Annotated in this window: 11 protein-coding genes and 1 pseudogene; 3 read left to right on the top strand and 9 right to left on the bottom strand. The window is 46.8% G+C overall.

All coding sequences use genetic code 11. The features are described from left to right. Window positions 1-26 precede the first annotated feature (26 nt). The 5 genes from NST70_RS02905 to NST70_RS02885 all read right to left on the bottom strand — a co-directional run bounded on the left by NST70_RS02905 (window position 27) and on the right by NST70_RS02885 (window position 3,771). Window positions 27-773 carry a hypothetical protein gene (locus NST70_RS02905; protein ID WP_328228391.1) on the bottom strand — a complete coding sequence of 249 codons (747 nt, stop codon included), beginning with the start codon at window positions 771-773 and terminating at the stop codon, window positions 27-29. Window positions 774-860: 87 nt separating this feature from the next. Continuing rightward, entirely contained in the window at window positions 861-1,628 is a 768-nt protein-coding gene (locus NST70_RS02900; RefSeq protein WP_014096086.1) for a T7SS effector LXG polymorphic toxin, read from the bottom strand. Window positions 1,629-1,655: 27 nt separating this feature from the next. Further along, window positions 1,656-1,943 carry a hypothetical protein gene (locus NST70_RS02895; RefSeq protein ID WP_014096087.1) on the bottom strand — a complete coding sequence of 96 codons (288 nt, stop codon included), beginning with the start codon at window positions 1,941-1,943 and terminating at the stop codon, window positions 1,656-1,658. Between the two features lie 3 nt (window positions 1,944-1,946). Beyond that, a complete protein-coding gene (locus tag NST70_RS02890; RefSeq protein WP_342475695.1) occupies window positions 1,947-2,351 on the bottom strand; it encodes a DUF5082 domain-containing protein in 405 nt (134 codons plus the stop codon). 334 nt (window positions 2,352-2,685) lie between these two features. Beyond that, window positions 2,686-3,771 carry a M42 family metallopeptidase gene (locus tag NST70_RS02885; protein ID WP_026104662.1) on the bottom strand — a complete coding sequence of 362 codons (1,086 nt, stop codon included), beginning with the start codon at window positions 3,769-3,771 and terminating at the stop codon, window positions 2,686-2,688. A gap of 171 nt (window positions 3,772-3,942) precedes the next feature. On the opposite strand from NST70_RS02885, the pseudogene NST70_RS02880 reads away from it, so the two are divergent. Then, a pseudogene (locus NST70_RS02880) lies at window positions 3,943-4,229 on the top strand (ISLre2 family transposase); the annotation flags it as partial. Between the two features lie 154 nt (window positions 4,230-4,383). Here NST70_RS02880 and NST70_RS02875 read toward each other — a convergent pair. Then, the gene (locus NST70_RS02875; RefSeq protein WP_035182437.1) at window positions 4,384-6,375 is read right to left on the bottom strand and encodes an FAD-dependent oxidoreductase; all 1,992 of its coding nucleotides are present in this window, start codon (window positions 6,373-6,375) and stop codon (window positions 4,384-4,386) included. A 189-nt stretch (window positions 6,376-6,564) separates the two neighbouring features. Here NST70_RS02875 and NST70_RS02870 point away from each other — a divergent pair, with 189 nt between their 5' ends. Further along, a complete protein-coding gene (locus NST70_RS02870) occupies window positions 6,565-7,152 on the top strand; it encodes a TetR/AcrR family transcriptional regulator (protein WP_061577408.1) in 588 nt (195 codons plus the stop codon). A gap of 70 nt (window positions 7,153-7,222) precedes the next feature. After that, window positions 7,223-8,218 carry an MBL fold metallo-hydrolase gene (locus NST70_RS02865; protein WP_260832405.1) on the top strand — a complete coding sequence of 332 codons (996 nt, stop codon included), beginning with the start codon at window positions 7,223-7,225 and terminating at the stop codon, window positions 8,216-8,218. Between the two features lie 90 nt (window positions 8,219-8,308). Here the strand turns inward: NST70_RS02865 and NST70_RS02860 are convergent, their stop codons facing one another. The 3 genes from NST70_RS02860 to NST70_RS02850 all read right to left on the bottom strand — a co-directional run bounded on the left by NST70_RS02860 (window position 8,309) and on the right by NST70_RS02850 (window position 13,022). Continuing rightward, window positions 8,309-9,802: a long-chain fatty acid--CoA ligase gene (locus tag NST70_RS02860; RefSeq protein ID WP_260832404.1), complete on the bottom strand. Its 1,494-nt coding sequence runs from the start codon at window positions 9,800-9,802 to the stop codon at window positions 8,309-8,311. Between the two features lie 66 nt (window positions 9,803-9,868). Beyond that, entirely contained in the window at window positions 9,869-11,038 is a 1,170-nt protein-coding gene (locus tag NST70_RS02855; RefSeq protein WP_014096095.1) for an acyl-CoA dehydrogenase family protein, read from the bottom strand. A gap of 241 nt (window positions 11,039-11,279) precedes the next feature. Next, complete coding sequence (locus NST70_RS02850) at window positions 11,280-13,022, bottom strand: DUF2339 domain-containing protein (RefSeq protein ID WP_168985895.1); 1,743 nt, start codon at window positions 13,020-13,022, stop codon at window positions 11,280-11,282. Between the last annotated feature and the right edge of the window lie 343 nt (window positions 13,023-13,365).

The following is a 13,365-nucleotide window of genomic DNA, read 5'->3' as shown; positions in this document are numbered from 1 at the left end:
TTTTCTTCATTATTAACTCTTAATTTTTATTTAAACCATTTCGCTACACTGTCTCCTATACTTTTGCTGACTTTTTCAATCGAATCTATTCCCTTGTTTATTCCCTTTTTACTTTGATCAGATATACTCTTGGATGAATTTCCCCACTTATAATTTATCCCGTAACTAACCATTGTCCCAACTCCAAATCCAACTACCGTGCCAATCGGAGGAAAGAATGCGGAACCAATTGCTGTACCTGCCGCAGTAGCTGCCGTGCCAAAAGCACCGTCTACAACAGTTCCAACTACAACTTTTTGCGTGTCACCCTTATACTTTTTGTAATTATCCGCAGCTATAAGTCCGTAACCTAGCGGGCCTAGTGCTTTTCCGGCTACTTTTGCCCCTTTTCCCAATGTATTCAGGCCTTTAAAACTTTCTTTTATTTCTTCTGTCAAATTTTTGTATGCAACTTTTGGTTTTTTCCACTCTGGGAGAGATCTGACAGTTTTTTTAATTGCTTTATATTTTTTTCCAGCAAATTCGTCTACAAATGTTGTTGATATTTTCACAGCTTTTTTAATTGGAGATAGTTTCTTCATCTCTCTAAATTTATCTATTCCATAAAGGTTTTCAAATTCTTTCTTCATTGCAAGTTTCCCACGTTCTCTGCCAAACGTTTCAATAGACTCAAGTAAATGATTAAAATTTTCTCTTGAAAGTGCCTTCCCTTTGTATTTAGCCAGATGATTTAAAAGAGCTTTTCCATTTATTTTATAGATTGTATTATTCATATAATTATTAAATGTTCGATACTCTTCCTTTGTAAAATTATGGAAAAGCTCACTTTTAAATGCTTTGCGCCTCCCCTTATCCAGTTTCTAATAAATATAGAACTGGATAGCAGCAATCAACAGGGTGTTAGACTTATTAATGTATTTATAAGTACGTTGCATTGCTTTAAAGCCATTGCTCATTAAAATAAATATTGCTAATTTATCGACAAACACTTGTTGTTCATGTAGTGACGAATCATTATCATTCAAACAGTCAGCTTGTCCGCCCCCAACCAAACTCCTTTCTCCTGCTTCCATCACTTTCTTCATCACCCTGTCCACGTCGCGGCGGCTTTCTTCGACGATTTGCAGGGCTTTGCGGTCAAAGGCGTGGAGTTTTTCATTCACTTCATTCGCAAATTTTTGTGATGCTTCAGCGCTTTCTATGAAATGGCCCAAGTCCGGTGCCGGAATGGATACAATATCGGAAATGCTGTGCAAAACTTGTAATCCTTCATGGTAGATGTCCATCATTTGGTTTTTCAATATGCGCGTTTTTTGATTAAGGTCATGCATATAATCAGCGTGCAGTACCGCGCCTGGCGAATCATCCACTGTACCCTCAAATTCGGAAATGATTTGGTTGTACCGGTGCTGAACTTGCCGGGCAGCTGTCACCAGTGCTTCAATCATTTCACCGTGGGTAGTGTGAAAATAATGTTTTGCTGAATCTGCCGCTTTCCCTTTAAAAGATTGCAGCCTACTGATCGCGTTTGTTTTTTGCCTTACAACTTCCAGCCTTGCCGCCATTTCTTTTGTGCTCCGGTCGATTTCTTTTTGCAGATGCAGCAGTTCTTCAAATTCAACTTTCATGGTGCAACATTCAACCCTTTCCCCTCTTTAATTCTCAAGCCTGTGAAAAGACTGGCCGATGTGATCATCCTGCTGTACCATCTCATTCCCTAATTGTTCCAGTTTCCGCAAGTCCGCATCGAGAAGCGCGCTGTACAGTTTCAACGTGTTCTGCAGTTTCCCCACTATTTCAAGCTGTTCTCTCATGCTTTTTAAATCCGGCGGCTGCTGCAGTGTTATTTTTACCGGCTTAATGCCCTCAAGCGTAGACCTGGTACTGTCCGCTTGGCTGAGCACTGCACGGAAGACGGTTTGATTGATCGCAATTTCTCCCATCACTTAATCCCCTTCCACAATTTCCTGGCTCAAGTTAGAAATATACGACTGCAAATATGATAAATTGCTTTGTGCCTCATTCAGCTGGTTCGCAAGGCGCCGGATTTCTTCTTCCAGCCTGTCCTCCGTATTTCGGAGATGATGCACATATTGGCGTACAGACGACTCTATTTTATGCAAGTGATTCAAATACTTATTTTTCGTTGTGCCTTTCCAAGAGGGTGGATGAAAATTAATATGCGCCACCTTCCTTTCGTGCTGCCATGCGCCTTCAATGACTCCCTCCATTCGCCCCTTTGCCCGATACAGCCGCTCGATTTTTTCTTCAAGCAGTGCAGCATCCTGCCTCGCTGCTGCTGCCTGAGCCTGCATGTTTTCCCTTTTGCGGATCAGATCGCTTTTATCCATCCTTCGCTCACCGCCTCCCCTTGTTCGAGTGTACAAACGGTTTATTTTACCACTATTTTCTATCAACCAGCTTCTCGTTTTAATATTTTTTCAAAAATTAGGTCTTTTGAGCTAACTTGGTTACTTATTTCCCTTTCTCCACTAACTAAAACCAGGATATTCAGATGGTGGCGGCAATCATCATCCCCATGAGATACCAATAAGAGGAAAGGCGGACAAAAGAAGAGAATACTTGGTGGCAAATTTTTGCATAAAGAGCTTTTTGGTGGACTATCGGAAAACTTTATTCATAAAAAAATCCGGACATCAAAAAGTGCCCGGAATTTTTATGATTTTAGTCAAAAATAATATGGTTTACTGTTTTGCGGTCGAGACGTTTGATCACTTCTGTTATTAGTTTAACAGTATTTTCGTAATCATCACGGTGCAAGATGCCGGCGTGCGAGTGGATATAGCGTGTTGCAATCGTGATGGCAAGAGATGGAATGCCGCTGCCCGTTAAGTGAATGGAGCCGGCGTCTGTTCCGCCGCCCGGAATCGATTCAAACTGGTACGGGATATTTAACTCTTCAGCAACTTTCACAACCGTATCGCGCAAGCCTTTATGCGCCACCATTGAAGCGTCGTAAATCACGATTTGCGGACCTTTGCCCATTTTGCTGAGTGCTTCTTTCTCGGAGATTCCTGGGGTGTCCCCGGCAATCCCGACATCAAGTGCAAAGGCAATATCCGGTTTCACTTTGCTGGCTGCCGTCTTCGCGCCGCGCAAGCCCACTTCTTCCTGGACATTTGTTACACCGTAAACGATGTTCGGATGGTTTTCTTTATGCAGATTTTTTAGCACATCAATGACAACTGCACAGCCGATCCGGTTATCCCAGGCTTTGGCAAGCAGCATTTTTTCATTTTTCATAACCGTAAATTCAAAGTAAGGCACCACCATGTCGCCCGGTTTTACGCCCCATTCAAGCGCTTCTTCCCGGCTTGTGGCACCAATATCAATGAACATATCCTTGATTTCGTACGATTTTTTGCGTGCATCCGGTGATAAAATATGTGGTGGCTTCGATCCGATCACACCTGTCACATCACCTTTATCTGTTACAACCGTAACGCGTTGGGCAAGCATCACCTGTGACCACCAGCCGCCGATCGTTTGGAAGCGCAGAAAGCCCGACTCATCAATTTGTGTCACCATGAAACCAACTTCATCCATATGGCCGGCGATCATAATTTTCGGGCCGTCCGCCTGCCCCGTTTTCTTTGCAATTAAGCTGCCGAGGCCGTCTGTGTCAAGTTCATCGGCATACGGCTCTATGTATTTTTTGACAACGGCACGCACTTCTGCTTCATTGCCGGCAATCCCTTTTGCATCGGTTAAATCTTTCAACATGGACAATGTCTCATCTAACTTTGCCACTGGCATTTCCTCCTCGTCCCGATATGTACAAAGCCTATTATAATCAAAATCGCAAAAAGTGTAAAAAGTTTCAGCCTTCTATTTTATATCACGTCGGACTATGCCGGGTATTTCCTGATACTCTTTTTATATGTCAGAAGCAGCATGCTTTAGAGAGCTTCATCCAACCAAGAAGAGCTGGAAATAGCTGCTTCACTGCCTGATGGGAAGAAGGCAGACTACCTGTTCTCTGAAGCAGATGGCAATTCAGGGACTGAAAAAGAAACAGCATATGGAAGTCCACCACGCCATTCTCTATGAGGGATGGGAAATCAATGGCAAAAGGGGCTTCCTGCGTCAGCCCCACAGTCATCATGAGGACGGAAGCCATTCAGATATTTTGGGATGAAGTCCAAGCCACAGCTGCCAACACCTATTCCCTCGAAAAAGCGCATATTATTACAAACAGTGATGGAGGTACGCCGAGATACGGCAAATCTTCCCGTCCGTTTTTTGAAGATGACTGTTATGAAAAAAATCAGCAAAAACAAAAATAATCAAAATAACCACAAGGTCTCCTGCTTTAAAAACAAGGAAACCCGCCGGAAAATCTTTGGCGGGTTTCCTTAAACTTTACAGATTTGCCGCGACTTCGTAAGCATCCCAGATGGCATACATGATGTTTGCGACCTTGCGGGCATCGCCAACCACATGAAGATCGGCAACCTCAAACTTTAAATCTTCATAGAGTGATTTTTCAGCCGAGTAGCCGACTGCGAGCACAATGCTGTCTGCTTCAATTTCACGCAATTCGCCGTCAACATCCACAACGGCTGTCTTTTCTGTCGTATCTACTATTTTTGAAGAAGTGTAGACTTGAACACCTTTAAACGGTACGAGTCTTTCCAGCATGTCCGAGTTAGCGTGGCAAAGCGGACCATTAACTGCCAGCAGTTTGTCCTGCATTTCCACAAGCGAGACATCTTTTCCTTTTTCTGCAAGGTTCAAAGCCAGTTCGCAGCCGACAAGACCGCCGCCGACAATGACAACATGTTGCCCGGCATCCACTTTATCGAGCAAAACATCTTCTGCTGTAAATACTTTGTTTTTTCCGTCGAGCGGCAAAATTTTCGGATTCGAACCCGTTGCAATCAGCACGGCATCCACGTTTGCAGCCAAAATTTCTTCTTTTGTCAATGCAGTATTCAAATGAATTTCTACGCCAAGGCGTTCCAACGTATGCTCATACCAGGCAACAAGCGCCAGGTCATCTTCTTTAAAATCAGGTGCGCCGCCAGGGATCAAGTTGCCGCCTAAACGGTTCGATTTTTCAAAAATGACCGGTTCATGGCCGCGCAATGCAAGCACACGGGCAGCTTCGCATCCGGCCACGCCGCCGCCTGCAATCAGTACGCGTTTCTTTTTTAAAGCAGGTGTCAATGCTGCTTCTTTTTCTCGACAGGCAGCCGGATTCACTGCGCAGCCTAAGGAAGAATACTCCTGGATCCGACCCATGCAGCCTTCATGGCATGACAGACACGGGCGGATATCGGCAACCTGCCCGGTTCGGAGCTTATTGACGTAATCCGGGTCAGCCAATAACGGGCGGCCCAAGCTGATAATATCACATGCTCCGTCTTCCAGTGCGGCAAGTGCAAGATCCGGATTGTCCATGCGGCCCGCGCAAAGGACAGGCACATCGACAGCTTCCTTCACCAGCCTGGCATACGGAATGTAAAGCCCCTTCTTCTGGTACATCGGAGGATGGCTCCACCACCATGAATCATAAGAACCAACATCGACGTCCAGAGCATCATAGCCGTAGGAAACGAGCAGCTTTGCTGCCTCGATGCCTTCATCCAAATCGCGGCCTTTTTCTTCAAACTCCTCGCCAGGCAGTGCCCCTTCCCGCCAATCCTTGATAAAACTTTTCGGGCTGAAGCGGAGCGTCACAGGAAAATCTTCGCCACAGCGCTGTTTAATTTCCTCGACAATTTCCCGGGCAAAACGAAGGCGATTTTCAAGCGGGCCACCGTATGCATCGGTACGTTTGTTGAAAAACGCAATCGCAAACTGGTCGAGCAAATAGCCTTCGTGCACAGCATGGATTTGCACCCCGTCAAATCCGGCGCGCTTCGCATTGAACGCCCCATCCCCGAATTTGCGGACAATGGAATGAATTTCTTCAACTGTCAGTTCGCGACATGTTTTATCCAGCCAGCGATGCGGGATTGGCGACGGTGCAACCGGCGGGTACTCGCCAAGGTTTGTCGGGATCGTCACCCGGCCAAAACCGGCGCTCATTTGCAGAAAAATTTTCGAATCATATGAATGGATGCGCTCTGTCATTTCTTTGGAAGTCCGGACAAAATGGACAGGGTTATGGGTCGGGCAAGGTACGTTTGGCATTCCGTGCTCTTCCACTTCATTATCAACGAAAGTGACGCCGGTAATAATCAGAGCGGTTCCCCCGCGCGCACGGGCTGTATAATACTCAATCCCGCGCTGGTTGAAACCGCCTTCTGCATCGGCAAGACCCAGCGGACCCATTGGTGCCATTGCATAACGATTTTTGAGTTCCACATTCCTTATTTTCACAGTTTCAAATAGCTTTTTGTATTTCATTTTAAAGGCCTCCCCGGATTTTCCATTTTCATCGAATGGATTCGGTGAACATTTTCATTATAGAATGGGTATAATAAAAAATCGGTAGACAAAATGTGAAATTTTTCACATATGTAGAGGAAGCATTGACAAAGGCTGCGGCTTGCTTTCATAATTTTTTACATATCATGAAGAATCGGGGAATGAAAGATGGATGAAAAGCCGTTGACCAAAAGGAAAAAACAGGCGATGGAAACGAAAAACCGGATTTTCGAAACAGCGATGGAGCTGTTTGCCAAAAAAGGATACAAAGACATTAAAATTGAAGATATTTGCCGGCTGGCCGGCGTTTCAGTCGGTGCTTTTTATCATTATTTTCCCTCGAAAAATGACTTACTTCTTGAAATGTACAGCCGGGCAGATGTGTATTTTGCAGAACAAGTGCGCGAACGTCTCAAACACCTCGATTTTCCACACAAGATCACAGCCTTTTTTGCCATTTATGCACAATACAATGAAAAAACAGGAATCAGTATGATGAAGCAGCTTTACCATGCAGAAAACCGCCTGTTTATCCAAAAGGGGCGCGGCATGCAGGAGACACTTGCACAAATCATTGCAGACGGCCAGACAGCAGGAGAAATGGTTCGTGATATGCCTGCAGAAAAAATCACGGAATACCTCTTCATTGCAGCACGGGGCGTCACGTATGACTGGTGCTTGCATGATGGGGGTTATGATTTGGAAAAGGCAATGAGAGCGTATATGGGAAGATTGTTAAAAGTATTTTTGCAATAGACAAAATGGTTCAAATTCATTATAATAAAGAAAAATGAATGATCATTCATTTTAAAGGGGGGACTTACCCATGCCATATACGAAATTCGGGCCGCTTACCGTCATTCCGGGGGAAAACGGCAGCCGCGTCCCGTTCAGTACCTCGCTTCTCGTCGAGGGCGGGCAAGGGACGGCGCTCATTGACTGCGGCAGCGGCTTTCAAATTTTAAATGACATAAAAAAGGAATACGCCATTCGGTCTGTTTATTTGACCCATTACCATCTGGACCATATTTGGGGCGCGTACCTGTTTAAAGACGCCGAAATTCAAATCAATCCATATGATGTAAAAAAACTGAATGATGTTGAAGAGCTGGCAAAAGCGAGCGGTATGCTGAGCCCGGCCGACCCGGAGAGCCGCAAAAAGTGGATGAAGCAGCTGTTTGAAAAGCCGCCTGAAAACTGGAACCGCCCGCACTGGCAGCCAGTGCTGAACCTTACGGAAAAATGGTATCCGTACGGGGAAGAGCTCAATGTTTATGGGACGAAAATGTTGATGATCCATGCGCCCGGCCATACGGAAGGATACTGCTGCCCGTATTTTCCGGAACACGGTGTCCTGTTTGCCGGCGATTTTGACCTGGCTTCTTTCGGACCGTGGTACAACAACGCCGACTCTGACATTGACGCCTTTATCGCATCCGCGAAAACCACGTTGGAAACAGATGCGCAAATTTTCATCACTTCACACCATAAAGGGGTGGTGGACAGAAAAACATATGAAGAATTGCTGAAGCGGTATATCAACAAAATTTATGAGCGCGAAGAAAAAACGCGGTCTGCTGTAAAGCGGGGTGTGGCGCCGGACGAAATGATCCACGAAGAAATTTTTTATTTCCGGAAAAATCTAGAACAGAACCCGCAACTTGTGATTTCCGAAATTGTCGGCATCGCCAAGCACCTCGACAGGCTTGTGCGTAATGGGGAACCATTTGAAGCTTATTTTGAGGCATTTTTGCAGCACTTTCAGTTAACAAGGGAAAATATTTTCTATCACACATCTTCTGTCCCGGCACAACTCCAATAACAGGTAGCGGCGCCCGCTTCGCCGCTATTTTTCCTGTAAAAGCCTTTTTCTGTGCCGGACACAGCGCTTGCACAAAAAAAACAACCGCCATTACGGTTGCAAATCGGCAGCTTGTTTCCTCAGCTGCGTTTTTAAAATTTTCCCGACCCCGTTGCGCGGCAGGTCATCTAGAAAGACAAATTTTTTCGGCACTTTGTTTTTCGCGAGATGCTTGCGGCAATATGCGGCCAAATCCTGCGCTGATGTTTCGTCTCCCGGCTTCTTCACGATAAAAGCAAGCACTTCTTCCCCCATCCGCTCATCCGGCACACCGATCACCGCTGTCTCCAGCACAGCGGGGTGGCGGGCAAGCAGTTCTTCGATATCACGCGGATAAATATTAAAACCGCCACGAATGATTAAATCTTTTTTACGGTCGACGATATACAAATAGCCGTCTTCATCCACTTTCGCAAGATCCCCTGTATAAAGCCAGCCGTTCTTTAAAACCCGCGCTGTTTCTTCTCTATTTTGGTAATAGCCAGGGGTGATGTTATCGCCGCGGACGACCAGCTCCCCGACCTCGCCAGCCGGCACTTCCAAATCATTCGGGTCCACAATTTTAATCTCAACGCCAGGGATCGGCACACCGACAGACCCTGGTTTATACGGCATGCCCTCCTTATAAGAACTGACAACCGGCGCGGCTTCCGACAGCCCGTAGCCTTCCAGCACCTCCACCCCGAATTTATCCAGAAATCCCCGCCGTAATGCTTCCGGCAGCGGCGCTGAACCGGAGCCAAGTGATTCGAGGCTCGACAGGTCGTACGCTTCTGCCTTCGGGTGATGGTACATCGCATACACTATTGCCGGGACAACTGAGAAAGACCGGACCCGGTATTTTTCAATTGCTGCAAAAATCTGTTCCGGCTCAAATTTTGCAAAAACAACGACAGAATACCCTTTGATATAGCATACATTTGAAACAGTCAGTCCGTACACATGGGCAAGCGGCAGGACACCAATTGTCACTTCGCGCCCCTCTTTCGTGTTTGCTGCGGCATTCACCGCATTCGAATACAAATTCCTGTGCGTTAAGATGACCCCTTTTGGACTGCCGGTTGTGCCCGATGTATATAAAATGACAGCGGGATGGTCTTCCCGGATTCCCGTTACCGGCGTGAAGGCATTTTCCAACGGGTCGGATGTTATACCGTCCGCCGAAAAAACAACCGGTTTTTCCGGCAATCCGGAAATGGCCTGCCTGAGTTTTGGCATTGTAGCGGCGTCTGTGATAACAGCCCTGGCACCGGAATTCCGAAGAATATAGGCGATTTCTTCAGCATGCAGCAAAAACATGACCGGTACGATGATGGCGCCGGTCCTTGCGATGCCCTGATAGGAAAACAGCACTTCCGGGCAGTTGGGCATGCAAACGAGCACCCGGTCCCCTTTCCGGATACCGTTTTTTTGCAGGTTCCCGGCAATCCGGTTGGCGTATTTTTGCGCATCCAGATTGCTGTAAGTCTTCCCACTGTAATAAAACAGTGGGTATTCGCCAAACTGTGCAATGTTTTGTTCCAGCAAATCTTGTAGCAACGGCATTTTTTCACCCCATTTATGTTAAAGTGACGGGAGACGCGCTTTTTCTATCCACCCGGGCATGAGCTGTTAATCCATTAACTCTCCCACTTTCACATGCCCGCGCAGCAGATTCCGGGAGATGATGTAGCGCTGGATTTCGTCCGTGCCTTCGAAAATCCGCCACAACCGCATTTCCCGGTACCACCGCTCAATCGGCAGTTCTTTCGTATATCCCATGCCGCCGTGAATTTGCAGCACCCGGTCCACAACCCGGTTGGCCATATTGCTGCCGTACAGTTTTGCAATCGAGGCATAGTGACGGTTGTCCTTTCCCGTTTCAGAAAGCCATGCCGCATGGAGAACGAGCCACCGTGTTGCTTCAATTTCAACATTAGAATCGGCAATCATCCATTGGATCGCCTGCCGTTCTGCAATAGGCTTGCCAAAAGTAACGCGTGTTTTTGCGTAGTCCATTGCCATTTGCAATAACCGTTCCGAGGCACCGACCGCTCTGGCCGGAATGAGCCAGCGCCCTTGGCCGATCCACTTCATCCCAAGGCTGAACCCCTTGCCCAGTTCGCCGAGAATATTTGCTTCAGGCACCCGGACATCCTCGAACACGAGCGAAGCAGGCCCCCACTCCCCCATCGTCTGGATGTATTCCGACCGCCACCCCATATCACGATCAACAAGGAAGCAGGTTACCCCGCCGTTTGCCCCTTTTTCCTTGTCCGTGACGGCAAATACCATCGCAAAATCGGCTTCATTGCCGTTTGTAATGAACACTTTTTCGCCGTTTAATACCCAATGGTCCCCGTCTTTTACGGCCGTCATTTTAATATTCGCGGCATCAGACCCCGCCCCCGGTTCCGTTAAGGCAAAGCATGACCGCCGCTCTCCATTGATGACCGGGATTAAATATTTTTGCTTTTGTTCCTCATTACAGTCATACAAAATATTATCCGCCGAACCGCCGAAGCTGAACGGGACAAAGGTGCGCCCGAGTTCCATTTGGAGGAGCGCCGTCATCACGGGGCCGAGGTTCGCGCCGCCATATTCTTCCGGCGTATTAATCCCCCAGAAACCGGCTGCCTTCGCTTTCTCTTGCAAATTTTTTATGACGCTATCCGCCAGGCCCGGCCGCCCCTCGCGTTCATTTTTTAAAACCTCCTGCTCGAGTGGCATCAATTCTTTTTTTACAAACTCCCGCACCGTTCGCTGAATCATTTTTTGCTCATCTGACAGCGTGAAATCCATGGGTTGTCCTCCTTTTTAATAATGATTACGCTTTCATTTCATCGTTTATCAATACAATATATGCATCGTCCAGGCGGATATACTTGGAAAATAGGACAGGGCTGTACCGGAAATGCCTGGCACAGCCCTGTTTTTGCGCAGGTTTCGTATGAAACTGCTCGCCTCTTCAGCCATATTTTTTTAAAAAAACTGCACCTATCACCTGCCTTCTTTCAGGGGATAGGTGCAAGGCAATAACACACTATTTTTTCACATAGAACAGCCTTGACACAAGCAACCCGACTGTCCCGAGGGCAATAAACAAAATCGTCCGGATGAAAAGGTTGACGGTATGCATATCGACAAAAATCAATTTACAAAGCGTGATCAAAAGCAGGATCATCCCCGCGAGCCGGATCTTCTTGTTGTCTTTCCAAACCCCGAGCGCCACTCCAGCTGCAGCATATACCATCCAGACAAAAGACTGGAGCATCATCCACAGGCTGACGGACCAGCTTTCTGCAACCGCACCTGCCAGCTGGGTAAGAAAAACAAGATGAAAAAAGGCATTTACGGCGATCATAAAGTTTTTCAGCCCTTCCTGTTTCAACGAAGCTGCAGCCAGCATCCGGTAGAAAAACAGCATCGTCCCGATCACAACAAGCCACACGAAAGTCTCCGCACTGAACACATCCCGGATCCATGCAGTGGAAAATAATTGAAAAGTTGTAAAAATATAAAGCAATAACCCGATAACCTGCTGAATGACTGCTTTAAAATGAAAGCCAAGATAAATGGCGACCGTGGCTACAATAAAATACACGGCAAGATTTAACACATGATCAGGCAAAATTTGGTACAGGAAATAAACAACGCTTACTGTACAAATGGAAATGGAGACAGAGATCTGCTCCCGGTTTTGTTTTTCCCGGCCGTAGTAGGCAAACCAGCCGTAAGCGACTGCAGCGGCCAATAAGTATAGATTAAACAGCGCATGTTGAAGCGATGCTTGCAGCAATATGCCCGGCACTTCCTCCAGCGTACTATAAGCCCATCCGGTTGTCAGCACAAAGCTTGAGAATAAGACCGGCACCGTTGCCTCTCCTATTCCCTTCTTGTAAAAAGCGACCCAGCAAAGCAACGCATGCTGAATGATCGCCCCAAGCACAACAGAATACGAGATCCCTGCACCAACTTGATTGATCAAAAGATTGATATAAAGGATAAAAACGGCGGCATGCCACAGCCCACTTGCCGTATAAAACAGCGCTTTGTAAGATTTCCGGACGGCAAACAAGAGCAAAAGCGCATAAAATGCCGTTTCATACCAAATAACAAAATGGGCGGCATGTTCCTTTCCTTCAACCAAAAACGGCACAAGATACCCGGCACATGCAGTTAAAATCGCAATCGCTTCCGAACGGTGCCGGTCAGAAAGAAACAGCCCAAGCCCGATCCAGATCAGGTTCAGGATAAATGCAATGAAAGGCGGCACGAAGCCGTACAAAACATGCATCGCAAACGTCGTCAAAATGGCAACGGAAACGGCGCCGGACAGCAGCACGGTTCCAAGTGCCACCATTTGTTTCTTAATCTGTCTCTCCCCAAAAAAGTACAGCACAGCGGCCACGCCAAAACCGAGCAAAACCCTGATTAGTTCCGTCCCCGCAATGGCCACAATGGTAAAGGCAAAAATGATGCCTAGAAGCAGCACGAAAATAAAGATTCTCGGCAGCCACACCCTTCCGAGCCGGTATTCCCAATCAACCGGTTCCGGCTTCGCCTGAACCGGTGTTTTCTGCACCGGTGTCTCAGCATCCTCTATGCGTGGTGCGGTTTTCTCAACCCGTTTATCCGGCGTGCCGGTTGTGGTTGGTATGGCGCTTTGACCGGCTTCCCTTTTGGCCGGCTGGTTTCCCTGTTTCGCTGCAAGGTCAGTTTTTAATGTTGCCACTTCCTGTTCCAAAACGGCCACTCTTTGTTCAAGCTGTTCAATCCGGTCCATTTGGTCCCCCCTCAATTTCTCTTCTTCTATAAAGATATTCGAAGCAGGCAGTCTGGTTTCCTTCTCATTTTGTCTTTTTTCGACAGGTTGAGGCGGATTTTGCCGGTTGACCCGCAACCAGCAAGCGTACCGTTTTCCAAATCCGGATAACCCAACTGCAAGTTCCCTTTCCAATGGCAATAATTCCACTGGCTTAAGTTCCGGATTTTTTGAATTCATCTTTTCTATACTTGTACTTTACATTCAAAATGCATTTGCCAAATCTAATAGTATGCCTTCCGGGAATTATCCGCCAAATCCAATCAGCACACCTATGAAATACATCAGGCAGCACCAAAAAAGC

The organism is Weizmannia sp. FSL K6-0777 (genome assembly GCF_038593185.1).
GTDB lineage: Bacteria > Bacillota > Bacilli > Bacillales > Bacillaceae_C > Weizmannia > Weizmannia faecalis.
The sequence above is the reverse complement of the archived record's forward strand: the minus strand, read 5'-3'. Positions and strand labels throughout refer to the sequence as shown.